This window comes from Sphingosinicella sp. (assembly GCF_052387495.1).
In the GTDB taxonomy this organism is placed as follows: Bacteria; Pseudomonadota; Alphaproteobacteria; order Sphingomonadales; family Sphingomonadaceae; genus Allosphingosinicella.
The window spans coordinates 1-23,703 of the sequence record NZ_JBQTJC010000100.1; the positions used below are offsets into that span (position 1 = coordinate 1).

Sequence of the window (23,703 nt, forward strand, 5' to 3'; positions counted from 1 at the left end):
GACGATCCAGAGCGCCGCCATCGGCCCCTGGCCGAGCGCGAGGATGACCGGCGGGAAGGCCATGATGTAGCCGCCGATGCGCGGGATGAAATCGGCGAAGAAAGCGAGCGCCGCCCAGACCAAAGCGCCCGGCACCTCCATGAAGGTGAGGAAGGCGAACACCGCGATCGCCTGCAGCGCGCCGACGACCAGGCTCGCCTTGGCCCATCCGATCACGGCGCGCGCCGCCCGGCGATAGGCGCGCATGCCGGGCGCGCGCGAGGCGAGCGGCAGGCTGCCGACATAGCCGCGCAGCAGCGGCACCGGATCGAGCACGATATAGGCGATGATCGACAGGAAGATGATCGTGAGCGCGATCCCGCCGAGCAAAGAGAGCGAGAAGGCGCCGACCCCGGCGACCAGGGTCGCGGCGGCCGGCACGACGTCGCCGCTGCTCGCGCCGTCGAAGCGGGCGAAGCCCTGCAACTCGGGATAGGAGGAAAGGAGTTGGGCGACCTCGCCTTCGATCTGGCGGATCAGCTCGGGAAGATTGTTGGCGAGCGCCACCACCTGCTCGACAAGCGGCGGGATCATCAAGGCGATGAGCGCGATGATCGTCCCGAAGAAGACCAGGAGGGTGAGGATTCCCGCCCATCGCCTCCGCACGCCGTGCCGCACGAACCAGTCGACCACCGCCGACAGCGCGATCGCCACCACTGCGGCGAAGAAGAGCAGCAGCACGGCGACCGCGATCTGATAGAGGAACCAGAGCACCACCACCGCCGTCGCGCCGGCGAGCACGAACGCCACTGCCGAAGCGGGGCGCGGGGTTGCGGGTGGGGGCGGCGGCGCGACCATCGCTTTTCGTTAGCCGAACGGCTCGGCGCTTGACAGAGGGCGCCACGCTTTCCACATCGCCGCGCATGGCGAACGAACCGATGCTGTGCCCGCTCGACAAGACCCCGCTCACCATGTCGGAGCGACAGGGGATCGAGATCGATTATTGCCCGACCTGCCGGGGCGTCTGGCTCGACCGGGGCGAGCTCGACAAGATCATCGAGCGCGGCGCCGCCCATGCCGCGGCGCCCACGCCGCTGGCGGCGTCGCCGGAGCCGCGCCACCATCGCGAGTCCTATCGCGACCATGACGACCGCCGCGACCATGGCCACCGCGGCTATCCCAAAAGGCGCAAGTCCTTCCTCGAGGAATTGTTCGACTAGGAGCCGGCCGCCCGGAGGCGGTCACGCCATTCCGGGCACGGGGCACGTCACCGTATTGGGAATCTCGCTCGTCACCGGCGGACGCGGATAATATTGCGTGGTCTGCTGAGCCGCCTGGGCGGTGGCGGTATCGGTGAGCAGCTCAATCAGCTTCAACGCCTCGTCGAGACCCGACGAAATCCCGCCGCCGGTCAGCCGGTTGCGATCCAGCACGAACCGCGGATGACCGTCGGCGACCTCCACGTTCGGATAGGCGCCCATCAGGCACGGAACGAACGCCCAGTGGGTCGTCGCGCGATAGCCGTCGAGCAGGCCCGCGGCGGCGAGCAGCAGGGCGCCCTCGCAGACCGAGCAGACCCAGGCCGCACTCGCCGCCTGGGCGCGCACATAGCTGAGATAGGGGCCGTCCGGTTCGGCGATGATGTCGGCCAGCGCCTGCGGCGCTCCGCCCGGAACCCACAGGGCCGAATAAGGGCCGGGCGCCCCGGCGAAGCTCTTCGGCGCCTCGAACGCGAAGCCGGCCCGGGCGGAAACCAGGCCGGGCTCGGCCGCAACCACGTCCACGCCGATGCCTGTCCAGCTTACCATCTCGTAGACGCCGGCGACATCGAGCAGGTCGACCTGATCGTAGACCGGGATGACGATGCGCAGGTCCGTCTGGCTGGCCATCGCCGCGCCCCTACACGATCTCGGCGCGGAAGAAGGGCTCCTCCGCCGCGAACGCCTTGAGCGAACGGCCTTCGGCCCGTGCCTCGGCCCCGCCGCCGACGGCGCCGGAGGCGAGGATGCTCTGGCGTGTCCGCACCTCGATATGCACCGGCGGCGGATCGCCATCCGTGGGCGGCAGATAGAAGCTGGTCCGCGCCTCGAGATGGTTCTGACAGTTGAGGCAGCCTTCGACGTGCCAGCGGCTCAACACCGCCTCGTGGCCAATGGCGCGCAGCTCGCCGTCGATCTCGGCGAAGGCCGAGATGACGAACGAGCCGCGGATCTTGGTGCGGTCGATGCCGCCGATCTGAAGCGTGCGATCCCCGGCCGGCGGTCCGGCCTCGACCGCCAGCGCGGCGTCCGCCGGCTCGGCGAAGCGGTTCAGCGAACCATAGGCATAGTCGTAGCCGAGCTGGCGGATGTCGGTGACGTCGTTGGTGGTGATCGGCCGCGTGCCTCCCTGTCCGTCGGAGATGGTGAACGGATTGAGCGGCGAATCGACGGTCAGCGGCGTATCGGGTGGCGTGCCCGCGGCCGGGCCCTGCGCGGTGCTGGTGCTGGAATTGGCCCCCGGATAGCCCGCCTCGATGGCGAGCGGAGCGCTGGTGGCGCCGTGCTTCCTCTGCCAGGTCCAGAAGGCGTAATCGATGAAGCAGTGATGGAAATAGAAGATGGGATCGAGCCCGGCGGTGTCGTTCTCGCCCATGTCGCCGTTGGCGCCCGGGATCGGCGAGAAATCGCCCTGCCCCGGCACGTCGAACCCGCCCACCGCCAGGTGGATCGCATTGTGCGGGCTCTCGAGCGGCACCACCAGCTGGGTCGGGTTGGCCTTGTTCCATGCGCCCGCCGAGGTGGTGTTGGAGAACAGAGTGTAGGTGGGGGTGTAGAGGCAGGAAACGTAGCGGTCGTAGACGGCCGCGCCGACCGGCTTGCCGTTTACCACGGCCATGCCGTTCAGCCAGTCGCCGATATTCTGATTCAGGATGCCGACATTGGTGTCGTAATCGGGAAATTTAGCGTTGTGCGCCTCGGTTTCGGCACGATCCTCCGCCGTGCCGACCAGGCCGGACAGGGGATATCGCACCGTTTCGTAGCCGGCGGGCTTGGAGTAGAGCGCATTGTCCCCCTCCACCTGATCCTCGATGGCGACCGGCAGGATGAAGGAGCGAAGGGGATTGGGGATCGTCTGCCCGTCCAGCTCGAACGTCTTCCAGGTCAGCGCCGCCGGGATTCCGTAGGAGCGCGAATAGGGATCGCACTCGTCCCAATAAGGCAGCATCACGCTTTCGCAGCCCGGAATACTCTGCAGCGCCTTTTCCAACGTGTAGAGATAGGCGCGGTGCCAGCTCGGAAAGAGCACGGTGCCGTGCTCGCAATAGCCGCCCCAATAGGTCGGATCGGTCGCCCCCGGCCCGCGGAAGGGTTCGCCGTGAAAGCCGCCGAGCATGAAGAAGGAGCGCGGATCTTCCGGGGGGAGTTCCTTGACACCCTTCCAAGCCCGCATCAGATTTTCCAGTTCGGTTTTATTGCCGTTTTCATAGTCGTTCTGAACGTCGAGAAGCGAACGCCGAACCCCTTTGACTGCGGAAGAAGACATGACTGCGCCCCTTGTTTTTTACATTTAATAGAAGTGATTCGCGAGCAAGACTATACGCCTGCCCAACTGTTTTACAAATTGAACTTGCTGCTTTGTTTTATTGTGTGCCGGCGCTATTAATGGACCACCTTCGCCCTGGAGGAAGGACGATGCTGGCGGGAAAGTGGACATATCGCAGCTACCGCAACGATCCCGCGCTCGTCGGCGACGATGCTGCGGCCGCGCTCGGAATGATTTTCGGTGAAGGCGTGTTCGATTTCGAGCCCGCCCCGGATGGCACGTTCCGCGGCGGCCTGGGTATGGGCGGAGGCTACGCGCTCAGCTTGACCGCGAAAATTGTGCCGAGCCCGGCGGGAGACCCGCCTTGCTACGCGATCGTCGGCCTCGGCATTGCGGGGACGCCGACCGAAGGCTGGCGCTATGACTATCGCTGCGTGCCCGGATATCAATGGCCGGAGGGGAAGGAGCAGGTCCCCTCTCTGGTCGGCACTGTCGTGCGGGTGAACGCGCACGGACCGAACGCGCCGGCGGGCTTCACCGCCTCGTTCATCGCCGTGCGCCGGCCAGAGGCCGCCGGGCCGAGAACCGCGCGCGCCGTCGCCCTGACCCAGGGGCTTTGTGAAAGAACCGGCGTCCACCGACAATCGCGGCCGCCGCTGTCCTGGGCATCGCCGCATCGCCCGCGATGACGGCAACGACGGCAACCGGGACTCTGGTCGAGATCTGCACCGGCCACGGCTCGAAATGGGTGCGCCTTCCCGCCGGCGAACCGTCGCCGGCGCCGGACAACCGCGCCGAGCTTTCCGGTTGCGCGCATCTGGTCTGTCCCCGCCGCGACGGCCTGGTGCGCGGGAGAGGGGCGAAACGCGTCGCCTAGCCGTCCCCGCTTCCGCTTCGCACGGCCCTTCACTAGAAAGGGCGCCATGAACCTCACCCATCTCGGCCAGTCCAGCGCGCTGCCCGCCTCTCCGGAGGAGGGGACGCTCGATTATGTGGCGAATCCGCGGGCCGGGGCGCTTTATCTGGTGCGCTTCGCCGCGCCGGAATTCACCTCGCTCTGCCCGGTCACCGGCCAGCCCGATTTCGCCCATCTCGTCATCGACTACGCGCCGGATGCGACGATCGTCGAATCCAAGTCGCTCAAGCTGTTCCTGGCCAGCTTCCGCAATCATAAGGGCTTTCACGAGGACGTGACGGTGGGAATCGGCCAGCGGCTGGCCGAGGAGATGCGGCCGCGCTGGCTGCGGATCGGCGGCTATTGGTATCCGCGCGGCGGCATCCCGATCGACGTCTTCTGGCAGACCGGCGCGCCGCCCGAGGGGCTGTGGGTGCCGGATCAGGGCGTCGCGCCCTATCGCGGACGTGGCTGAGCTTCCCGACAAGCCGAGGATCGTCGTCCACGGCGCCGGCTCGATCGGCTGCTGGATCGGCGCGGTCTGGATGCTCTCCGGCCTCGAGGTCGGCTTCGTCGGCCGCAAAAGCGTCAAGGACGAGATTGCCGCCAACGGCCTCACCGTCACCGACGGCGAGAAGCGCCGGCTCGAATTCCGTCCCGACGAGGTGGACTTCTCGGTCTATCCCAAGGCGCTCGCCAAGGCCGACGTGATCGCGCTCTGCGTCAAGAGCAACGGCACCGAGGCGGCGGCGAAGGAGATCGCGAAGCACGCGCACAAGGGCACGACCGTGATCAGCTTCCAGAACGGCGTCTCCAACGCCGACGTGCTGAAGGCCGCTTTGCCCGGCTTCACGATCCTCAAGGGCATGGTCCCGTTCAACGTCGCCCGACTCGGCAACGGCCGCTGGCACAAGGGCGTCTCCGGCTATCTCTGGGCCGAGGACCATGCCGTCACGCGCGCGCTCAACGAGAAGATCGGCGACAAGCCGGGGCGGATGAAGCTGTCCGACGACATGACCGGCGTGCTCTGGGGCAAGCTGCTGATCAACCTCAACAATGCGGTCAACGCGCTGTCGGGTAAGACCCTGCTCGAGCAGCTCTCCCAGCGCGACTATCGCCGCGTCGTCGCCGCGTCGCAGGTCGAGGCGCTGGAGGTGCTCGAAGCGGCGGGGATCGCGCCCGCCCAGATCGGCCCGATCCCGCCCAGGCTCGTCCCCCACGCCATCGCGGCGCCCGATCTCGTCTTCAGGAACACCGTGCTCAAGGTCCAGAAGATCGACGCCTCCGCGCGCTCCTCCATGGCCGACGATTTCGCCGCCGGGCGGCCGACCGAGATCGACTATTTGAACGGCGAGGTGGCGCGGCTCGCCCGGAAGCTCGGGCGCCGCGCGCCGGTCAATGAGCGCATCGTCGAGCTGGTCCGCCAGGCCGAGGCGGGAGTCGAGATCGAATGGGGGGCGAAGGATTTGCGCGAGCATGTCCTCGCCGAGCATCGCGGTGCCGCGGGCTTCGGCTACTAGGCGGCGGCGCGGCGCGTGTAGCGATAGAGCCAGCCGAGCAGCGCGATGAAGCCGAGCGTGCCGGCGATCAGCGCGATCGTTCCGAAATCCGGCCCTGCCAAAGCGATCGCACCGGGATCGCCAGTCGCGGCGACCAGCCCCGCGAAGGCGACGTTCAACAGGCTGTCGCCGACGATCAGGCCGGTGGCGAGGAGCACGCCCATCCGCTTGGCGAAGGCGGGATCGCGCATCTTCTCGGCGCGCTTGTCGTAGAGCTTGCCGAGCACCGCGCCGATCACCACCGGCAGGGTCACCGCCATCGGCAGATAGATGCCGATCCCAACCGCGAGCGGTGGGACGCGGAGGAGCTTCGCCCGGCCGAGCACCTCGTCGAGGAGGATCGCGGCGACGCCGACCCCCGCGCCGATGAAGATCATCCGCCAGTTGAGGTCGCCGCCGAGCACCCCGGTGGCGAGGGCGGAGATCAGTCCCGCCTGCGGCGCGGCGAGCGCGTCCGGCCCGGCCCCCGGCGCGCCGGCGAAGCCGTAGGCCGTGTTCAGCATGTCGAGCACGGGCGGGATCACGATCGCGCCGAAGATGACGCCGTAGACAAGCGCGAGCTGCTGCCGCCACGGGGTCGCGCCGACGAGCTGGCCGGTCTTCAAATCCTGGAGATTGTCGTTGGAGATGGTGGCGATGCCGAACACGATCGCGGTCGTGAACAGGGCATAAGCGGTCATCGCGCCGATCTCCGCCTCGCTGCCTGCCCCGCCGAACCAGAGCGCGAGGAGCAAAGACGCCGCCAGGATGGCGAGGATGCCGATGCCCGAGATCGGGCTGTTCGAGGCGCCGATCAGGCCGGCCATGTAGCCGCAGACCGAGGCGATCACGACGCCCGCGATGAGGACGAAGAGGAGCGAGCCGATGATCAAAGGCACGGCATAAGGCGCGAGCGGACCGCCGGCGATGAATAGCCAGAGAAGCAGCGCGATCGGCGCGAGCGAGAGGAGGATCACGGTTCCGACCACGCCGATCGGCATGTCGCGCTCGACCAGCGGCAGCGCCTCGGCGCCGCCCCCGCGCAGCTTCGACGCGGCGAGCGAGCCTTTTATGCCCTTGAGGATCGGACCGATGATCCTGAGCAGCGCCCAGATCGCGGCGACCCCGATCACTCCGGCGCCGAAGAAGCGGACCTCGGAACGGAAGACCGCGCCCGCCACCTCCTCGGCCGCGCCGGGCACGCCCGCAGTCATGATCGGGAGCACGATCCACCAGCCGATGACCAGCCCGGTCAGCAACGCCATGCCGACCGAGATGCCGACCAGGTGGCCCGCACCGATCAGGGCGAAGGAGAGCCCGCCGGCGATCCCGGTCGAGGATGCCCCGACGTTGAAGTAGGTCGCCGCCTCCTCGGCGAATAAGCGGGTCTTGGCGACGATGGTGAAGGCGGCGGCGGCGAGCGAGCCGGTGACGATCAGCCTCAGGCCCTTGTCATTTTCCTCGCTCGCCTCGCCCGAGCCGCACTTCAGGACCTCGGCGGCGGCGACGCCTTCCGGATAAGGCAGCGGCGAATCGACGACGAGCGCGCGCCGCAACGGCACCGAGAACATCACGCCCAATATCCCGCCGACCGCGGTGACCCCGGTCGTGATCCAATAGGGAAAGCCGTTCCACCAGCCGATGATGACGAGGCCGGGCAGGACGAAGATGATCGCGGCGAGCGTACCCGCCGCGGAGGCGACGGTCTGGACGATATTGTTCTCGAGAATCGTGCCGTGGGCGAACATCCTCAGCACCGCCATTGAGATCACCGCGGCCGGGATCGAGGTGGCGAAGGTCAGGCCGACGCGCAGGCCGAGATAGACGTTGGCGGCGGTGAACACCAGGGTGATCGCGCCGCCCAGCAGGATCGCGCGCAGAGTGAATTCGCGGATGGGCTGGGCGCCCTTCGCGTCCGGCAGGCTGGCCATCGTTCCTCTCCCTCAGCTCGCGGCCGCCCACTGCCGAAACGAGTCAGCGAGAGCTAGCGGCGAAGCGAGGCCGGGGCAACTCCGGGGACTCCGGGGACGCCGCGGCGCCCCGGAGCTAAGGTCAGCGGCGTGAGGCCGAGGCCTGCGAGAGCTCCACCGGCACATAGACCGCCGGTGTATTGCCGCGGCGGACCAGCAGCAGCACGGTGTCGCGGCCGGCGCGGCGCGCCGCCTCGACCGCGGCGGCCACCACCTCGGGCGACGCAGCGGCGGTCTGGTTGACCGAGAGGATGAGGTCGCCGGGGCGCAGCCCGCGCTGGCCCGCGTCGCTGCTCTGATCGACATTGGCGACGACCACGCCACGGACGTTGGGATCGCGGATCTGGAGCTGGCTGCGGATCTGCGGGGTCAGCGGCTGCAGGGTCAGGCCGAGGCTGGCCCGCGCCGAGCGCTGTCCGGCCGATTCGGCCTCCTCGCCCGGCTTGTGTTCATCGGACTCCGCTTCGCCGCCGGGCACCGGGATGTTATTGATCCGGGCAAGCTCCTCGTCGCTGGGCCGCTGCGCGACCTCGACCTGCGCGGTGCGGCGCTGGCCCTGGCGGACATATTCGACCGGGATGCGCGCGCCCACGCGCTGCTGCGAGAGCAGATAGGCGAGGCCCTGGTCCGGCGTCACCGGCTGGCCGGCGACGCTGATCACGACGTCGCCCTGCTGGAGGCCCGCGCGCGCCGCCGGGCCGCCGGCGGTGACGTCGCGCAGCAGCACGCCGCGATTGCGCTCGAGGCCGAGCGCGGCGGCGACGCTGCGGTCCACCTCCTGCATCGACACGCCGATATAGCCGCGCTCGACGCGCTCGCCCCGGCGCAGCGATTCGACGACCGGCGCGATCTGCTCCGCCGGAATGGCGAAGCCGATGCCGACATTGCCGCCGGTGGGCGAGATCAGGGCGGTGTTGATGCCGATGACGTTGCCGGCGAGATCGAACATCGGGCCGCCCGAATTGCCCGAATTGATCGAGGCGTCGGTCTGGATGTAGCGGTCGTAGACGCCTGCGCCGATATTGCGGTGGAGCGCCGAGACGATGCCGGCGGTGACCGTGCCGCCGAGGCCGAACGGATTGCCGATCGCGACCACCCAGTCGCCGACCCGGGTCCGCGTCGAATCGCCGAAGCGGACGAAGGGCAGCGGACCGCGCGGGTTGATCTTGAGGAGGGCGATGTCGGAGGTCGGGTCGCGGCCGACCACCTCCGCCTCATATTCGGTCCGGTCGGAAAGGATGACGGTGATCTGCTCGACCACCGCGTCGGGCCGCGCCGGGGCGACGACGTGGTTGTTGGTGACGATATAGCCGTCGGCCGAGATGATGAAGCCCGAGCCCAGCGAGCCGCCGCGCTGGGTGGTCGTGCCCCCGTCGCCGCCGCCGTCCGGCACCGGCTGGCCGAAGCGGCGGAAGAATTCCTCGAAGCCGGGCGGCAGCTGGCGCTGCGGGACCTGGATGCTCTGGCGGGTCGAGATGTTGACGACCGCCGGCTGCAGCCGCTCGGCGAGGTTGGCGAAGCTCGACGGCGCGCCGCCCGGCGGCGCGGCGATCGCGCCCGGCTCGTTCTGAGCGACCTGCGCGCCGACCGGGTTGAGGGTGAGGGTGGCGGCGGCGCCGCCGATCAGGATGGCGGCGGAGATCCCGTAAACGTAACGCACTTGATTCCTCCTCAAAGTCCTTCGGCCGCCTGAACGCGACGGCGGCCCGACCTCATTCATGTCCTGCCAAGCTAGATGGGGTGGCTGAACGAACTTTGAATAGCCCGTCTCCCATCTTGCCTAGCGCTGCCCCCTGAACTGCCGCAGATAATCGTTGTTCGGCGACAGGATGATGCCGGTCCGGCCGCGCGGGTTCTCCGGCGTGCCCTGGCTGTTGAAGCTGACCTCATAGGACTGCATGGCCCGGTAGAAATCGTAGAAATCCGGGTCCTGGTTGAAGGCGCGGGCATAGGTCGCCGCGGCCTCGGCGTCGGCCTCGGCGCGGATGATCTGCGCCTGCTTGAGGCCCTGCGCCTGGATCGAGCGCGCTTCCTGCTCGCGCGCCGTGCGCATCCTTTGATAGGCCGATTCGAGCGGCAGGCCGTCCGGCAGATCGGCGCGCTTGATCCTGACGTCGACGACCTCGGCGCCATACTGGCGGGCGACGCGGTTGAGCGCGTTCTGGATATTGTCCATCATCTGGCCGCGCTCCGGGCTGAGCAGAGCGGCGAAGGGCCGCCGGCCGAGTTCGTTTCGGAGCGCCGAGCCGAGGATCGGACGGAGTTGCGCGGTCACATTCTCCTCCGAGCGCGCGGCGATGTACATGCGCAGGGGATCGACGATCCGGTAGCGGGCGAAGGCGTCGACCTGGAGCCTCAGCTGGTCGGTCGAGAGCACCTGCTGGTTTTCCATCGCGATCGACTGGATGCGCTTGTCGATCCAGACGATCTGCTCGAGGAAGGGCAGCCGCGCGGCGAGTCCGGCACCGGTCCCCCCAAAGGCCTCGTTGGGCCGGTAGCGGTTGATGATGCGCTGCGGCTCGCCGAAGCGGACGATCACTGCCTGCTTGGTCTCGTCGACGATCGAAAAGGTGCTGCCGACGAGGATCAGCAGCAGAATCGCGATGAAGACGAGCGCGATCGGGTTGCGGACGAAGCGGCTCATCGCGGCGTCCCCTGCGCCTGCGATTGGGCCGGCTGTGCCCTTCGCTGGAGCTCGGGCAGGGCCAGATAGGGCGTCACGCCGGGCGCTTCGACGATCGTCGTGTCGACCCGCTGCAGGATGCGCTCCATCGTCTCATAATACATGCGCCGCCGGGTGACCTCGGGCGCCTGCCTATATTCGGCATAGACCTTCTCGAACGCGGCCGAATCGCCCTGCGCCCGGGCAGTGATCTGGAGCGCATAGGCGCGGGCATTGTTCATGTCGCTCTGCGCCTGCTGCTGCGCCGCCGAGACCTGCAGGAAGGCCTCGTTGACCGCCGCCGGCGGCACCGACTGGTTGATGGCGATGCCGCGAATGACGATGCCGGCGCCGTAATCGTTCAAAATCTGCTGCATAACCTGCTCGACATTCTGCTCGATCTCCGCCCGGCCGGCGCCGATCGCCTCGTCAAGCGAGACGCGCGAGACGACCGCGCGCATCGCGCTCTCCGCGACCTCGCGGATGGTGACTTCGGGCTCGGCGATCTGGAAGGCGAAGCGCTCCGGCTCGCTGATGTTCCAGCGCACCGAATAAGCCAGGTCGATCACATTCTGGTCGCCGGTCAGAATCAGATTCTCGGCGCCCCCGCCCTCGGGGATGGTGATGGTGCGGATATTCTCGACGTCGATCTTCTGCACCCGCGCGAACGGGGCCGGCCAGGAAAAGCCGATGCCGGGCTGCATCGTGCCGCTATAATAGCCGACCGTGGTCACCACGCCGCGCTCCTGCGGGCCGATCCGGTGGACGCTGGTGAACAGGATCCACAGGACGAGGAAGGCGAGCAGGCCGTAGAGCCAGTAGGGCCGTCCGTCCTGCGGGAAGCGACCGCCCCATTTGGCGCGGCTCTTCTTCAGGAACTCGTCGAGCGAGGTGACCTCGCCGGTGCCGCCTTTGCGGCGCCGGGGCCCCTGGCCCCAGGGATTGCGCGGGCCGTCGCCGCCGGAGCCGCCCCCGCCATCGTCGCCGCCGCCACCGCCGCCCCAGGGGCCGCCGCGATTGTCGCTGAGGACCCAGCCGAAAAATCGTCTCATGACAGTCCTTATAGGAAGCGTTTTGCGGAAAAACAGTGCCAAGCGCCCGTTCATTGCCTAACGGAGCGGGCAGATGAGCGAGCCTGACGATCCGATCGCCGCCGCGCTGGCGCATATTGGCGACCCCGCGGGCCAGGGCGGCCTCGCCGAGGCGGGGCGGGTGGCGATGACCCGGCTGAAGGACGGCGTGGCCACCATCGTCATCGACGCCACCGGCTTTTCCGCCGAGCAGCGCGCCTTGGTCGAGCGGCAGGTGCGCGCGGCGATGGTCGCCGTGCCCGGGGTCGGCGACACCCGCGTCGCGATGACCGCCGAGAAGCTCGAGCGGACGATCGTCGCTGTCGGCAGCGGCAAGGGCGGGGTCGGCAAGTCGACCGTCGCCGCCAATCTCTCCGTCGCGCTCGCCCGGCTGGGCAAGAAGGTCGGGCTGGTCGACGCGGACATTTACGGGCCCTCCCAGCCGCGAATCATGGGCCAGTCGGGCCGGCCCGAGCTGATCGACGAGCGGATCGTGCCGGTGCCCGCCCACGGCGTGCGCATGCTCTCGCTCGGCCAGCTGATCGAGCCCGGCACCGCGGTCGCCTGGCGCGGGCCGATGACGGCGAGCGCGCTGTCCAGCCTGATGGAGGGCGATTGGGGCGATTGCGAGCTGCTGATCGTCGACATGCCGCCCGGCACCGGCGACGTGCAGATGACGCTCACCCAGAAATGGAAACCGGCAGGGGCGGTGATCGTCTCCACCCCGCAGGATCTGTCGCTGATCGACGCCACCCGCGCGATCGACATGTTCCGCAAGATGGACGTGAAGGTGATCGGCCTGATCGAGAATATGGCCGGTTACCAATGTCCCCATTGCGGCGAGGTCAGCGATCCGTTTGGCTCCGGCGGCGCGGAAGCGGCGGCGCGGACAATGGGAATCCCCTTCCTCGGACGGATTCCGCTCCGGCTCTCGATCCGCAAAGCTTCCGACGAAGGGCGCCCTCCCGCGGCAGGCGAGGGCGAGGAGGCGGATATCTTCCGCGCGCTCGCCGTTAAGCTCCTCGAACGCCTGCGCGAAGGAGCCATGCATGCCGCTCACCCATGACGAGGACATTTACGAGCTGCTCGCGAGCACCCGCACGATCGCGCTGATCGGCGCCTCGGACCGGCCGGACCGGCCGAGCTACGGCGTGATGGCCTACCTCCAGTCGCGCGGCTACCGGGTGCTGCCGGTCAATCCGCAGATCACCGGCGAGCATGTCCACGGCGAATATGTCTGGCGCGAATTGTCGCAAATTGGCGAAGTTATCGACATGGTCGACATCTTCCGCCGCCCGCAGGCCGCGGGCGAGGCGGTCGACGAGGCGATCGCTGCCGGCGCGAAGTCGGTCTGGTTGCAGATCGGGGTGATCAACGAGGAGGCGGCCCTGCGCGCCGAGGCGGCAGGTCTCAAGGTGGTGATGAACCGCTGCCCGAAGATCGAGATTCCGCGGCTCCAGGTGCCGCCGGTCGTCAGCGAGAGCCCGCCGCGCTAGACGACGAAGAAGTCGGCGGCGGAAAGCGTGGTGAGCCCCGGATCGAGCTGGGCGAACTTGATCGCGGCCTGGCCGCCGATGCCGTCGGGATCGTAGAGCAGGGCGCCGGTGCCGGTGTTGTAGATGATCCGGTCGTCCGCTTCGGCAGCCGAAGCGCCGGTCGCGAAGGCGCCGGCTGGAAGCGCGCCGGGCGCGAGCGCGGTGAAGATGAAATCGTCGAGCCGAATCTCGTCGATCCCGGGCGCGAAATCCTCGATCGTGTCGATATTGTTCACTCCGAGCGCGGTGTTGAACATGAAGACGTCGGCGGCGCCGCCGCCACGGAGCGTATCGCTGCCCTCGCCGCCGTTCAGCAGGTCGATGCCGCTGCCGCCCGAAATCGCATTGCCGAGGAAATTGCCGATGCCGACGAAATTGCCGCTGCCGGTGAAGGTCAGATTCTCGAAATGATCGAGGAGCCGGTAGCGGTTGAGGCTGGTCTCGACGGTGTCGATGCCCTCGTTCGCGAACTCGATCAAAGTGTCGTTGGCGAGCGAGACGACATAAAGGTCGTTGCCGGTTCCGCCCTGGAGTGTGTTGGGCGCGCCGGCGCCGCCGATCAGGATGTCGTCGCCGCCCATGCCGGCCAGATAGTCGCCGCCGGCGCCGCCCTCCAGGCGATTGGCGAGCGCGTTGCCGATCAGGGTGTCGGCTTGCGCCGATCCCAGGAGATTCTCGATGCCGCTGAAGCTGTCGGCGCCGCCAAAGCCGTTGGCGCTGGCCATGCCGCTGTTGAGGTTGGCGAAGACCGCGCCGCTGGCCCGCGAATAATCGACGAGGTCGATGCCCGCGCCGCCGACGAAGCTGTTATTGCCGCCGAGCCCGACCAGCACGTCGTTGCCCGCGCCGCCCGTGATCATGTTGTCGAGCTCGTTGCCCGTGCCGGCAAACGCCCCGGCCCCGGAATAGACCAGATTCTCGAAATTGGCGCGCAGCGTGTAGCTGGCGAGGCCGGTCTGGACGGTGTCGGTGCCCTCGCCGGCGAATTCGATCAGCGTGTCGCCCGCAACCGAGACGACATACAGATCGTCGCCCGTTCCGCCCTGCAGCGAATTTGCCGCTCCGGTGCCGCCGACCAGTACGTCGTTGCCCGCCAGGCCGATCAGGTAATCGGCGCCCAACCCGCCCTCGAGGCGGTTGGCGAGGCCGTTGCCGATCATGGTGTCGTTGAAACTGGTCCCGATCGCATTCTCGACATTGACGATCGTGTCGGTGCCGCCCTGGCCGTTATTGGTGGCGCCGCCGTTCAGGCGGACGAAGACTGTGCTCCCCGCCTCGGCGTAACTCACCGTGTCGACGTCGGCTCCGCCGTCCAGCAGATTGTTGCCGCCGAAGCCGAACAGCAAATCGTCGCCGGCGAGGCCGAACAGGCTGTCGTTCCCGGCGGCGCCGCGGATCATGTTGGCGAGCGAATTGCCGGTGCCGGTGAAATTGCCGATCCCGAGATAGGTGAGATTTTCGACATTGGCGTGGTTGAGGACATAGGATGCCATCGCGGTGTCGACCCCGTCGACGCCGCCGTTTGCCTCCTCCTGAATGAGGTCGCCATCGTCCATGATGTAGGAATCGTCGCCGGTGCCGCCGATCAGGGTGTCGATGCCGAGACCGCCATAGAGTCGGTCGTTGCCGGCATCGCCGCGCAAGAGATCGGCGGCCCGCCCGCCCGACAGGGTATCGTTGCCGACGCCGCCTTCGGCCTCGATGACGTTGCCGCTGTCGGCCGCGACCAGTGTGTCATCGCCATGGCCGAAATGGACGAAGATCGGCCCGGTGAAGGTGCCGCCGTCGAGATTGGGAATGACGACGCGATCGTTGGACGTCCAGACAATGACGGTCCCGCCTGGCAGCCCTAACGGCCCCGGTGGCTCTTCGTCGGTGAAAACAAGCTCGATGCGCTCCATCCCACTGGTAAGCTGAGCCAGCTGGAAACTCGAGATCGTGGGCGGCGGATTGTTGAAGGAATGGTCGGTCCTTCTGACCAGGAAGAGGTTTACGACCCCGCCCGCCCCAATGTCGAACGCGTGCTCGACATAGCTCTCGATCGACGTATCGCGGATGTAGGTCTCTTGCCAGCTGCTTAGGTGACGATAGATATCGTAGCCGTCTCCGCCACTCACGATGTCGTTGCTGCGGTCGCCGTCACCATTGTCGACGATCACGTCGTCGCCATCCCCGCCGTCGATCGTGTCGACACCGGATCCACCGTCGATCGTGTCGTTGCCGCCGCGCCCTTCGATGCTGTCGTTGCCGCCCCGGCCGTCGATCTGGTCCGCATCCTCGGTGCCGATGATCGTGTCGTCGCCATTCGTGCCGTTGATGACCATCATCGACTCCTATTGTCTTTTTCCTGATTTCTTAGAACGCTAGCGTGCCTTGGAGGGATCCGGCAAGCCACTGTCGCATCTCGCGCACGCGCCAGCCGACGATTCTTGCCTCCGCTCAGGGCGCGGCCAAGCGCGTGTCGCGGCGGAGCTGGCTGCGGCCGCGCACCATCAGCCGGACGCGGCGGCTGGCGAAATCGAACGAGGCGCGCTCGAACAGGCGGAGCGCGTTCATGCCCAGCAGTAAAGCTGGCCGGTCGAGCAGGTCGAGATGATGGAAGGGCTGGGCGTCGGCGAAGGCGACCGGCATGTCGGTAATCGTCATGCCGCCGATGCGGATTTCGCGCGCGATGCCGAGATCCGCGACGAGCCGGCCACCGGTGACGCTGACCATCTCGATCGGCGAGGTCGGCCCGAGCCGGCGATGCCGCGCCAGCCGGCGGCGCAGCGCATTGTTGGCCATGGTCAGCTCGGCGCCGGTATCGACGATCACCCACACCCGCTCCCCTTCGAACGAGGCGTCGACCAGCATCAGATGGCCGAAGCGGCTGCGGGCGCGGATCACGATCGTGTCGCCGGGCCAGTCGGGCTCGGGCCGGCGCGCCGAGACCACCGTCATTTCGTTGCGGACGAAGTCGAGCTCGACGCGCTGCGATTGCAGGCTGTCGACCCCGAGCAGGCCCTCGGCGCCGAGATAGTGGCGCCGGAGCGCAGGGGCGTGGATGCCGCTCACCGTGCGCCGGCCGACCTCGAGCTCCGGAATGACCACGGTCGGGACGCGGCTGACCTCGGACATGCTGTGCACGGTCGCCGTGCGGCCCGGGCCGAGGCCGAGATCCGCGGCGAGCTCGCGCGCGATCACGGTCCGCTCCGAGCCGGTATCGATCATGAAGCGATAGGGACCCCGGCCGCCGATGCTGACCGGGACGGTCAGCCGGTCGGTCGCGTCCGTCGCGGCCGCGATCGTCTCCGCCGGGGGCTGCTCCTGGGCCGCCGAGGCCGTCGCCAGCAGGAGCGCCGCAAGTGCCGCCGCCACGCGCATCGTCCCCTCCTCGCGCGCGAGGATAAGGCAGGATTGTGGTGAAGCACAGAAATCTTCGACGAAACACTCAGACCAGAGCCATCGCCCGCTCGCGAAGCCGCTCGACGGCGGCGGCGTGAATGCCCGGCGTCGCGACGAGCACGCCGAACGCCTCGCCTGATGCGGTGTTGAACGCGAGCGGCTGGCCGAGCGCGCCGGTGACGGTCGCCCCGGCCTCCTTGGCGATCAGGGCGGCGGCGGCGATGTCCCATTCGAAGCCCCAGCGCAGGGTCGCGACCAGATCGGCCTCGCCCGCCGCGACCAAAGCGATGCGTAGCGCGATCGAATTGGGCTTGGCGACCGCGACGAGATCGCCGTCGACCGCAGGCAATGTATCGGCGGGGACGCGGGCGCCGGCCAGCTCGGCGCGCGGGGTGACTCTCAGCCGCTCGCCGTTGCGCCAGCTGCCCTGGCCGCGCGCGGCGGTCCACAGCTCGCCCCGCTTCGGCGCGGCCAGCGCCCCAAGCACCGGGACGCGGTCCTCGACCAGCGCGATCGAGACGCACCAGCCGGGCCGCTCGCGCAAATAGTCGCGAGTGCCGTCGATCGGATCGACCACCCAGAGCCGCCGCCGCTCGATCCGGTCGGAGGCGTCGAGCGTCTCCTCGGAGAGCCAACCGGCCTCCGGATCGACCGCGCCAAGCTGCTCGCGGAGGTAGGCGTCGACCTCAAGATCGATGTCGCAGACCGGGTGGCCGGGCACCTTCTCCCAGCGCTTGAAATCCGTGCCGCAGCGGCCGGCGGCGATCCGGCCGGCTTCCTCGGCGATCCTGGCGACGTCCTCAAGCACCGGCGACCATCATCCCTTCGATCCGCAAGGTGGGAACGTTGGTCGCGCGGCGATGCTCCAGATCGTTGGCCGGGGTGAGCACGCGGAACATATCGATGAGGTTGCCGGCGATCGTGATCTCGGCGACGGGACGGGCAATCTCGCCTTTCTCGATGACGAAGCCGGAGGCGCCGCGGCTATAGTCGCCGGTGACCGGGTTGACTCCCTGGCCGATCATCTCGGTGACGTAGAGGCCCTGTTCGATGTCGGCGATCAGCTCGGCGGGGCTGAGCGGCCCCGACTCGAGATGGACGTTGGTCGCGCCCGTCCCCGGCGCGCCGCCGATACCGCGCGTCGCATGGCCGGTGACCGCGAGGCCGAGCTGCGCGGCCGAGGCGGCGTTGAGCAGCCAGCCGGTCAGCCGGCCATCCTCGACCAAGGCGCGCCGCCGGGTGGCGACGCCCTCGCCGTCGAACGGCTTGGACTTGAGCCCGCGCCGCCGGTGCGGATCGTCGACGATCGCGATGCCGGGCGCGAAGAGCTGCTCCGCCTCGCGGCCGAGCAGGAAGCTCGTCTTGCGGGCGATTGACGGCCCCGCCATCGCGCCGAGCAGGGCGCCGATCAGGCTGCCGCCGACGCGCGGGTCGAATACGACCGGCATCGTCCCGCTCGGCAGCCGGCCGGGATCGAGCCGCTTCACGGTGCGCTCGGCGGCGAGCCGGCCGATCGACTCGGGCGGATCGAGATCTGCATAATGACGGGCCGAATGGCTGGCATGGTCGCGCTGCATGCCGCTTCCCGTGCCGGCGATCACGCTCGCCCAGCCCGAATAGCCGCTGGACGCATAGCCGCGCGCGAAATCCTCGCTGGTGGCGAGCGCGATGATGGTGCGCCCGGCGCTGATCCCCGCCCCCTCGCTGTTGGTCACGCCGGCGACGGCACGCGCCGCATCCTCGATGGCCAGCGCCCGCTCCTTCAGCTCGACCGGGCTCGGATCGGCGCCGTCGTCGGCCTCCAGCTCCGGAGCCGCGCCACGGAGCAAGTGCTCCTCGGGCGCGAGCCGTGAATAGGGGTCCTCCGGCGCCTCGCGCGCCATCGCGACGGCGCGGCCGACCAGGGCGGAAAGCGCGTCGTCCGAGAGATCGGAAGAGGAGACGCTGGCCGAGCGCGTGCCGACGAAAACGCGAAGACCGATCTCCTGCCCTTCGGAACGGCCGACATCCTCGAGCTGGCCCAGGCGGACCTGCACCCCGGTCGAGGCGTCGCCGATATAGAGGGCATCGGCGGCGTCGGCACCGGACCGGCGCGCGGCCGCGACCAGCTCGGCGGCGCGCGCCTCGGCATCTGGGACGGAAAGCATCGGGGCCGCTTAAGCCCCGTCGGGCCAAAAGCAAGCCTAGGCGGTCCCGACCACGTAGCAGGCGAGGAACATGACGAAGCCGGTGAAGCGGTTGGCGCGGAATTTGGAGAGCGCGTCGGCGCCGTCGTCCACCTTGAGCGCCGCCACCTGCCAGAGGAGATGCAGCGCGACGGGCAGCAGCGCGAGCAGCGCGAACCACTCGATCCGCACGGCGCGGAAGGCGAGCAGCCACAGAAGCAGCGCGGCCAGATAGCAGATGGCGACGCCCAGCCGCGCGTGCCGGCCGAGCGCCCGGGCCGAGGATTTGACCCCAACCAGGGCGTCGTCCTCCTTGTCCTGCAGCGCGTAGATCGTGTCGTAGCCGATCACCCAGAAGACCGAGCCGGCGTAGAGCCAGAGCATCGGCGCCTCAATCCGCCCGGTCACCGCCGGCCAGCCGACCAAGGCGCCCCAGGAGAAGACCAGGCCGAGCCACGCCTGCGGCCACCAGGTGACCCGCTTCATGAAGGGGTAGGCGGCGACGGGCGCGAGGCTGGCGAGGGCGAGGAGCTGGGCGGTCCGTTCGAGCTGGAGGAGAACGGCGAGCCCGACCAGGCTCATTGCGACGAGCAAGGTCCAGGCGCCTCTGAGCGACACGCGTCCGCGCGCGAGCGGCCTGAGCCTGGTGCGCTCGACCAGCCGGTCGAGATCCTTGTCGACGATGTCGTTGTAGACGCAGCCGGCGCTGCGCATCGCGAATGCGCCGAGCGCGAGCCAGGCGATCAGGAGCCAGCCCTGCTCGCCCATCCCCGCCAGCGCCACCGCCCAGGCACCCGGCCAGAAGAGCAGCCAGACGCCGATCGGCCGGTCGAGCCGGATCAGCGAGGCATAAGGCCGAGCCCGGGCCGGCAGCGCGCCGATCAGCCCACGCCGCTCGCTGTCCGGGACGATGTCGCTCTCGCTGGTCACGATCCATGCTCTGCCGTAACGGGGGACATGCCCGCAACCCCCGCTTGGCCGCCGGCAAGCCTGCCGCGCCTATTCGTGGATGAGCCGCTGGCCGTGGGCGCGCGCGTCACGATCGACGCCAATTATCTCGGCGCGGTGCTTCGGCTCGGACTGGGCGACAAGGTGAAATTGTTCGACGACCGGACGGGCGAATGGCTCGCCGAGATCGCGGAGGCGGGACGCAAGAAGATCGTGCTCGCGGTCAACGAGCACCTGCGCGAGCGCGAGACGGTGCCGGACCTCTGGCTGCTGTTCGCGCCGATCAAGCGCGGCCGGATCGATTGGCTGGTCGAGAAGGCGACCGAGCTCGGCGCCGACCGGCTGCAATCCGTGGTCACACGGCGGACCGTAGTCGACCGTCTCAACCTGGGCCGGCTCCGTGCCCACGCCATCGAGGCGGCGGAGCAATGCGGGCGGACCGCGCTGCCCAAGCTGGCCGAACCCGTAAAGCTCGCGAATCTGCTGGGCGACTGGCCGGCCGAACGCGCACTATTTTTCGCCGACGAAGGCGGCGGCGCGCCGCTGGCCCGGGTCGCGGCGCCCGGCCCGGCGGCGATCCTGATCGGGCCCGAAGGCGGCTTCACCGATGAGGAGCGCGCCGCCATAAGGGCGCTGCCTGAGGCGCGGGCGATCTCGCTCGGGCCGCGCATCCTGAGGGCCGACACGGCGGCACTCGCCGCCGTCGCGCTCTGGATGGCGGCGGTGGGCGATTGGGCAGGGGAGAAAGAAGAATGAGCCTGGACGTATCGAACCGCCGCGCCCTCTATCCGCCGATCGAGCCCTGGCGCACCGGGATGCTCGACGTCGGCGACGGCCACCGCCTCTATTGGGAGCAGTGCGGCAATCCCGACGGCAAGCCGGTCGTCTTCCTCCACGGCGGCCCGGGCGCCGGCTGCAGCCCCGACCATCGCCGCCAGTTCGACCCCGCGCGCTATAATATCCTCCTCTTCGACCAGCGCGGCTGCGGCCGTTCGACGCCTTATGCGAGCCTCGAGGCGAACACGACCTGGCATCTCGTCGCCGACATCGAGCGGCTGCGCGAGATGGCGGGGCACGAGCAATGGATGGTCTATGGCGGCTCCTGGGGCTCGACCCTCGGCCTCGCCTACGCTCAGTCCCATCCTGAGCGAACCACCGAGCTGATCCTGCGCGGCATCTTCACCTTCCGCCGGACCGAGCTCGACTGGCTCTACACCTATGGCGCCTCGGAGATCTTCCCCGACAAATGGGAAGAGTTCCTCGCCCTCATCCCCGAGGCAGAGCGCGGCGATCTCGTCGCCGCCTACCACCGCCGCCTGACCGGCGACGACAAGGAGGCCCAGCTCGCCGCCGCCAAGGCATGGAGCAAGTGGGAGGCGGAGACGGTCACCCTCCTCCCCCACCCGGAGGTGATCGAGGAGTTCACCGGCGACGAGTTCGCGGTCGCGATCGCCCGCATCGAGAATCATTATATGATCAACCGGGGCTGGCTGGAGGAAGGCCAGCTCATCGCCAGTGCGGGCAGGCTTAGCGACATTCCCGGCGTGATCGTCCAGGGTCGCTACGATTGCTGCACGCCGCCGTCGGCCGCCTGGGACCTCCACCGCGCCTGGCCCGAGGCCGAGCTCGTCATCGTCCCCGACGGCGGCCATCTCTACAACGAACCCGGCGTGCTCGACGGCCTGATCCGCGCCACCGACCGCTTCGCCGACCGGCGCGGCTGAGCTCTAGGGGAATCCGACATGTGTCAGGCTGGCGCGCCCCGGTGCTGGCCGATACTGTCCCGCCCGCGAAACGACTCGCGGGCTCACGAAGGGGACAAGAATCATGCGTATCGCTCTCATCGCCTCGACGGCTTTGGCCGCTCTCGCTCTCCACGCCGCGCCGGCGCTGGCGCAACCGACCTGGTCCGGCGAGGGCCGGCTCGAGGACGGCGACCGGCGCACCGAGCAGGGCGGCCCCTATGACGAGCATGCGATCCAGCTTCAGGCCGGGCAGCGCTACCGGATCGGCGTCGATTCCGAGGAGTTCGACCCGATGGCCGAGCTCCGCCGCCGCGGCGAGGCCGAACCGGTCGCGCAGAATGACGATGGCGAGGGGCTCAATTCGCGCATCCGCTACACGCCCCAGACCAGCGGCGAATATGTCCTGCGCGTGCTCGGTTTCTCGACCGACGGGCGCGGCGCCTATGCGGCCCGGGCTGAGGTCCTGCCGCCGCCGCCGCCGCCGATCACCGCGCCGGGCACGCCGGTCCAGGCGACGGGCACGTGGCTGCTCTGGCAGGGAACGCTGAGCGACACCGATCCGGAGCAGGACGGCCGCCGCTACGACGATTATCTCGTCCGCTTCGAGGCGGGGCAGGTCCGCTACATCTCGCTCGACGGCACCGGTTTCGACACGCTCGTCCACATCCTCACCCCCGACGCGCGCGATACCGATCCGCTCGAAACGCTCGACAGCGACGACGACGGCGGGGTCGACCTCAATTCGCTGCTTGTCTTCCGGGCCGCGGAGGCGGGCGACTATATCGTCCGGGTGACATCCTATGGGGGGATCGAGCCGGGGACGAGCGGCGCCTACCGGCTCTGGATCAGCCAGTAGGGCCGGGACTGGTCACTCCGCCGCGACCGGATCGGCGGGCCGATCCCAGCGCGCCCTGAGCCAGGCCAGGGTGCGCGGGATCGGGCCGTTGCGGTCCATCCAGGCGGCATAGTCGCGATAGGCGGGATCGCTCGACAGGTGGCGCTCCTCGGTCAGCGCGCGCCAGTAGTAAATGCCGGTCACGCCCGCGAGCAGGGCCGTGTTGCGGACCATGTCGACCGGATTGCCGCTGACCGCGAGGAAGGGCAGCACGGAAAGCCACCAGAACAGGTTCTTCGAGACGTAGGCGGGATGCTTGGTCCAGGCATAGGGGCCATGGGTCAGGATGCCGCGATGGGTGAGGTTGGAGAAGCGGAAGCCGAACGCCACCGTCGCCCAGGCATAGACGCCGGTGAGGAAGACCAAAGCCGCCCCCCAGATGCCGAGCAGCACGGGATAGCCCTCGAACCAGTGGGTCCAGCCGTCCGCTCCGGCCGTGCCCGGATGATAATCGAGCGGCCCGCCCGGGTTCATCATCAGGAAGGGCGGATAGCAGATCAAGGCCGCCGCCCAGCCCGCCGCGAACGGGTTGGCGGTGCGGATATGGGCGTCGAGCGGCTTCATCGTCAGCGCGTAGCCGACCGTCGCGAAGACCACGTCAATCATGAACATCACGCCGATCAGCCAGAAGGCGAGGCTGACCGGGCTGGCGAGAATTTCGGCCGCGTCGGTCCGGATCGCGTGCGTCCAATTGCCCGGGACGATCGAGATCATGAAGGCGAGGAAGAACCCCTTGACCGCCCAGGCCCGGAAGAAGTCGTTGAGCTCCTGCCGGTCGGCGAGGTCGCCGCGCCCGATCAGCCACTGGCCGAAATGCCAGGCGCCGTCCTTGGGCTCCTTGAGCCGCCGATCTAGCCAGATCACGTAGGGGATTGAGAAGACGAGCATCGGCACCGCCGCGGCGCCGAGCACGTACATCGAGAAGAGATAGGGGCCGCTCCAATACCAGCGCGCGAGACAATAGAGCGCGCCGATCACCGCCCAGATGCCCCACAGGCCGGCGATCTTGGCGAGGCTGATGTCGAGGCTGTCTTTCAATGGGCGGGGCGGCGCGCTCCAGTCGATCCCCGTCGTCGGATTGCGGTGCACCTTGTCGACGAGCAGCGACCAGGCCAGCATCGGCACCGCGCAGGCGACCAGGCCGACCAGCGCGGCGAGCGGCCCCCGCATGCCGTAGACGCAGGCGATCGCGGCCCAGCCGAGCAGCCCGGCGAGGCCGGCGACACCGACCATCGTGCTGACGGCCGAGGCCGGCCGCGGATCTGAGCGGAGCGCGGGCGCGAGCTTCGTCGGGGCGTTCATGAACGGCCGGTTAGCCCAAAGTGGTAAGCAAGCGGTGAACATCGCGCCACCGCGCGTTCGGAAAGAACGGTGGTCCCGGTAAGCACTTCT

At 68.6% G+C, this 23,703-nt stretch carries 23 protein-coding genes; 10 read left to right on the top strand and 13 right to left on the bottom strand.

The genetic code is table 11. The features are described 5' to 3' along the window. The coding region (locus ACT4N8_RS05555) for an AI-2E family transporter (RefSeq protein WP_444857140.1) at positions 1-837 on the bottom strand (837 nt) is incomplete at its 3' end. A 65-nt stretch (positions 838-902) separates the two neighbouring features. Between ACT4N8_RS05555 and ACT4N8_RS05560 the strand changes: the two genes are divergently transcribed. Beyond that, entirely contained in the window at positions 903-1,199 is a 297-nt protein-coding gene (locus ACT4N8_RS05560) for a TFIIB-type zinc ribbon-containing protein (RefSeq protein WP_444857141.1), read from the top strand. Positions 1,200-1,220: 21 nt separating this feature from the next. On the opposite strand, the gene ACT4N8_RS05565 is transcribed toward ACT4N8_RS05560, so the two are convergent. Then, complete coding sequence (locus tag ACT4N8_RS05565) at positions 1,221-1,868, bottom strand: DJ-1/PfpI family protein (RefSeq protein ID WP_444857142.1); 648 nt, start codon at positions 1,866-1,868, stop codon at positions 1,221-1,223. Positions 1,869-1,878: 10 nt separating this feature from the next. After that, a complete protein-coding gene (locus tag ACT4N8_RS05570) occupies positions 1,879-3,411 on the bottom strand; it encodes a tyrosinase family protein (protein WP_444857143.1) in 1,533 nt (510 codons plus the stop codon). 242 nt (positions 3,412-3,653) lie between these two features. On the opposite strand from ACT4N8_RS05570, the gene ACT4N8_RS05575 reads away from it, so the two are divergent. From ACT4N8_RS05575 to ACT4N8_RS05590, 4 genes are read left to right on the top strand one after another with little or no spacing between them, the layout of a single operon-like run. Then, complete coding sequence (locus tag ACT4N8_RS05575; RefSeq protein WP_444857144.1) at positions 3,654-4,193, top strand: hypothetical protein; 540 nt, start codon at positions 3,654-3,656, stop codon at positions 4,191-4,193. Further along, positions 4,190-4,381 (top strand): hypothetical protein, encoded by a 192-nt coding sequence (locus ACT4N8_RS05580; protein ID WP_444857145.1) that lies wholly within the window; start codon positions 4,190-4,192, stop codon positions 4,379-4,381. Before ACT4N8_RS05575 ends, ACT4N8_RS05580 begins: the two co-directional genes overlap by 4 nt. A 46-nt stretch (positions 4,382-4,427) precedes the next feature. Continuing rightward, complete coding sequence (queF, locus tag ACT4N8_RS05585) at positions 4,428-4,874, top strand: preQ(1) synthase (protein ID WP_444857146.1); 447 nt, start codon at positions 4,428-4,430, stop codon at positions 4,872-4,874. Further along, a complete protein-coding gene (locus ACT4N8_RS05590; protein ID WP_444857147.1) occupies positions 4,867-5,919 on the top strand; it encodes a 2-dehydropantoate 2-reductase in 1,053 nt (350 codons plus the stop codon). The genes queF and ACT4N8_RS05590 overlap by 8 nt, the downstream gene beginning before the upstream one ends. Here the strand turns inward: ACT4N8_RS05590 and ACT4N8_RS05595 are convergent. The 4 genes from ACT4N8_RS05595 to hflK form a co-directional block, all read right to left on the bottom strand. Further along, positions 5,916-7,868: an OPT family oligopeptide transporter gene (locus ACT4N8_RS05595; protein ID WP_444857148.1), complete on the bottom strand. Its 1,953-nt coding sequence runs from the start codon at positions 7,866-7,868 to the stop codon at positions 5,916-5,918. The two genes, ACT4N8_RS05590 and ACT4N8_RS05595, sit on opposite strands and share 4 nt — an antisense overlap. 121 nt (positions 7,869-7,989) lie before the next feature. Further along, positions 7,990-9,567, bottom strand: a complete 1,578-nt coding sequence (locus tag ACT4N8_RS05600; protein ID WP_444857149.1) for a Do family serine endopeptidase — start codon at positions 9,565-9,567, stop codon at positions 7,990-7,992. A 120-nt stretch (positions 9,568-9,687) separates the two neighbouring features. Then, positions 9,688-10,551: a protease modulator HflC gene (gene hflC / locus ACT4N8_RS05605; RefSeq protein WP_444857150.1), complete on the bottom strand. Its 864-nt coding sequence runs from the start codon at positions 10,549-10,551 to the stop codon at positions 9,688-9,690. Beyond that, the gene (gene hflK, locus ACT4N8_RS05610) at positions 10,548-11,621 is read right to left on the bottom strand and encodes a protease modulator HflK (RefSeq protein WP_444857151.1); all 1,074 of its coding nucleotides are present in this window, start codon (positions 11,619-11,621) and stop codon (positions 10,548-10,550) included. Before hflK ends, hflC begins: the two co-directional genes overlap by 4 nt. A gap of 73 nt (positions 11,622-11,694) precedes the next feature. Between hflK and ACT4N8_RS05615 the strand changes: the two genes are divergently transcribed. Both ACT4N8_RS05615 and ACT4N8_RS05620 read left to right on the top strand, forming a co-directional pair. Further along, on the top strand, positions 11,695-12,705 hold the full coding sequence (locus tag ACT4N8_RS05615; RefSeq protein ID WP_444857152.1) for an Mrp/NBP35 family ATP-binding protein: 1,011 nt from the start codon (positions 11,695-11,697) through the stop codon (positions 12,703-12,705). Continuing rightward, the gene (locus tag ACT4N8_RS05620; RefSeq protein ID WP_444857153.1) at positions 12,689-13,135 is read left to right on the top strand and encodes a CoA-binding protein; all 447 of its coding nucleotides are present in this window, start codon (positions 12,689-12,691) and stop codon (positions 13,133-13,135) included. Before ACT4N8_RS05615 ends, ACT4N8_RS05620 begins: the two co-directional genes overlap by 17 nt. Here the strand turns inward: ACT4N8_RS05620 and ACT4N8_RS05625 are convergent. The 5 genes from ACT4N8_RS05625 to ubiA form a co-directional block, all read right to left on the bottom strand. Beyond that, positions 13,132-15,501 carry a calcium-binding protein gene (locus ACT4N8_RS05625; RefSeq protein ID WP_444857154.1) on the bottom strand — a complete coding sequence of 790 codons (2,370 nt, stop codon included), beginning with the start codon at positions 15,499-15,501 and terminating at the stop codon, positions 13,132-13,134. The genes ACT4N8_RS05620 and ACT4N8_RS05625 overlap by 4 nt on opposite strands. 112 nt (positions 15,502-15,613) lie before the next feature. After that, positions 15,614-16,537 (bottom strand): retroviral-like aspartic protease family protein, encoded by a 924-nt coding sequence (locus ACT4N8_RS05630; protein WP_444857155.1) that lies wholly within the window; start codon positions 16,535-16,537, stop codon positions 15,614-15,616. 67 nt (positions 16,538-16,604) lie between these two features. Beyond that, the gene (locus ACT4N8_RS05635; protein WP_444857156.1) at positions 16,605-17,366 is read right to left on the bottom strand and encodes a 3'(2'),5'-bisphosphate nucleotidase CysQ; all 762 of its coding nucleotides are present in this window, start codon (positions 17,364-17,366) and stop codon (positions 16,605-16,607) included. Next, a complete protein-coding gene (locus ACT4N8_RS05640) occupies positions 17,359-18,705 on the bottom strand; it encodes a TldD/PmbA family protein (RefSeq protein ID WP_444857157.1) in 1,347 nt (448 codons plus the stop codon). The genes ACT4N8_RS05635 and ACT4N8_RS05640 overlap by 8 nt, the downstream gene beginning before the upstream one ends. A gap of 36 nt (positions 18,706-18,741) precedes the next feature. Next, positions 18,742-19,653 (bottom strand): 4-hydroxybenzoate octaprenyltransferase, encoded by a 912-nt coding sequence (gene ubiA, locus ACT4N8_RS05645; RefSeq protein WP_444857158.1) that lies wholly within the window; start codon positions 19,651-19,653, stop codon positions 18,742-18,744. Positions 19,654-19,680: 27 nt separating this feature from the next. Between ubiA and ACT4N8_RS05650 the strand changes: the two genes are divergently transcribed. The 3 genes from ACT4N8_RS05650 to ACT4N8_RS05660 all read left to right on the top strand — a co-directional run bounded on the left by ACT4N8_RS05650 (position 19,681) and on the right by ACT4N8_RS05660 (position 22,272). Next, positions 19,681-20,427 (top strand): 16S rRNA (uracil(1498)-N(3))-methyltransferase, encoded by a 747-nt coding sequence (locus ACT4N8_RS05650; RefSeq protein WP_444857159.1) that lies wholly within the window; start codon positions 19,681-19,683, stop codon positions 20,425-20,427. Beyond that, positions 20,424-21,395, top strand: coding sequence for a prolyl aminopeptidase (gene pip, locus ACT4N8_RS05655; protein WP_444857160.1), 972 nt, complete (start codon positions 20,424-20,426; stop codon positions 21,393-21,395). The genes ACT4N8_RS05650 and pip overlap by 4 nt, the downstream gene beginning before the upstream one ends. 103 nt (positions 21,396-21,498) lie before the next feature. Beyond that, positions 21,499-22,272, top strand: coding sequence for a hypothetical protein (locus ACT4N8_RS05660; RefSeq protein WP_444857161.1), 774 nt, complete (start codon positions 21,499-21,501; stop codon positions 22,270-22,272). Positions 22,273-22,284: 12 nt separating this feature from the next. On the opposite strand, the gene ACT4N8_RS05665 is transcribed toward ACT4N8_RS05660, so the two are convergent. Continuing rightward, a complete protein-coding gene (locus tag ACT4N8_RS05665; RefSeq protein WP_444857162.1) occupies positions 22,285-23,613 on the bottom strand; it encodes a methyltransferase family protein in 1,329 nt (442 codons plus the stop codon). Positions 23,614-23,703 lie beyond the last annotated feature (90 nt).

What these genes read in the sequence shown, in the direction of transcription:
- ACT4N8_RS05560 (WP_444857141.1), top strand. Translation starts at nt 903, where the DNA reads ATGGCGAACGAACCGATGCTGTGCCCGCTCGACAAGACCCCGCTCACC.
- ACT4N8_RS05565 (WP_444857142.1), bottom strand. Translation starts at nt 1,868, where the DNA reads ATGGCCAGCCAGACGGACCTGCGCATCGTCATCCCGGTCTACGATCAG.
- ACT4N8_RS05570 (WP_444857143.1), bottom strand. Translation starts at nt 3,411, where the DNA reads ATGCGGGCTTGGAAGGGTGTCAAGGAACTCCCCCCGGAAGATCCGCGC.
- ACT4N8_RS05575 (WP_444857144.1), top strand. Translation starts at nt 3,654, where the DNA reads ATGCTGGCGGGAAAGTGGACATATCGCAGCTACCGCAACGATCCCGCG.
- ACT4N8_RS05580 (WP_444857145.1), top strand. Translation starts at nt 4,190, where the DNA reads ATGACGGCAACGACGGCAACCGGGACTCTGGTCGAGATCTGCACCGGC.
- queF (WP_444857146.1), top strand. Translation starts at nt 4,428, where the DNA reads ATGAACCTCACCCATCTCGGCCAGTCCAGCGCGCTGCCCGCCTCTCCG.
- ACT4N8_RS05595 (WP_444857148.1), bottom strand. Translation starts at nt 7,868, where the DNA reads ATGGCCAGCCTGCCGGACGCGAAGGGCGCCCAGCCCATCCGCGAATTC.
- hflC (WP_444857150.1), bottom strand. Translation starts at nt 10,551, where the DNA reads ATGAGCCGCTTCGTCCGCAACCCGATCGCGCTCGTCTTCATCGCGATT.
- hflK (WP_444857151.1), bottom strand. Translation starts at nt 11,621, where the DNA reads ATGAGACGATTTTTCGGCTGGGTCCTCAGCGACAATCGCGGCGGCCCC.
- ACT4N8_RS05615 (WP_444857152.1), top strand. Translation starts at nt 11,695, where the DNA reads ATGAGCGAGCCTGACGATCCGATCGCCGCCGCGCTGGCGCATATTGGC.
- ACT4N8_RS05620 (WP_444857153.1), top strand. Translation starts at nt 12,689, where the DNA reads ATGCCGCTCACCCATGACGAGGACATTTACGAGCTGCTCGCGAGCACC.
- ACT4N8_RS05625 (WP_444857154.1), bottom strand. Translation starts at nt 15,501, where the DNA reads ATGATGGTCATCAACGGCACGAATGGCGACGACACGATCATCGGCACC.
- ACT4N8_RS05630 (WP_444857155.1), bottom strand. Translation starts at nt 16,537, where the DNA reads ATGCGCGTGGCGGCGGCACTTGCGGCGCTCCTGCTGGCGACGGCCTCG.
- ACT4N8_RS05640 (WP_444857157.1), bottom strand. Translation starts at nt 18,705, where the DNA reads ATGCTTTCCGTCCCAGATGCCGAGGCGCGCGCCGCCGAGCTGGTCGCG.
- ACT4N8_RS05650 (WP_444857159.1), top strand. Translation starts at nt 19,681, where the DNA reads ATGCCCGCAACCCCCGCTTGGCCGCCGGCAAGCCTGCCGCGCCTATTC.
- pip (WP_444857160.1), top strand. Translation starts at nt 20,424, where the DNA reads ATGAGCCTGGACGTATCGAACCGCCGCGCCCTCTATCCGCCGATCGAG.
- ACT4N8_RS05660 (WP_444857161.1), top strand. Translation starts at nt 21,499, where the DNA reads ATGCGTATCGCTCTCATCGCCTCGACGGCTTTGGCCGCTCTCGCTCTC.
- ACT4N8_RS05665 (WP_444857162.1), bottom strand. Translation starts at nt 23,613, where the DNA reads ATGAACGCCCCGACGAAGCTCGCGCCCGCGCTCCGCTCAGATCCGCGG.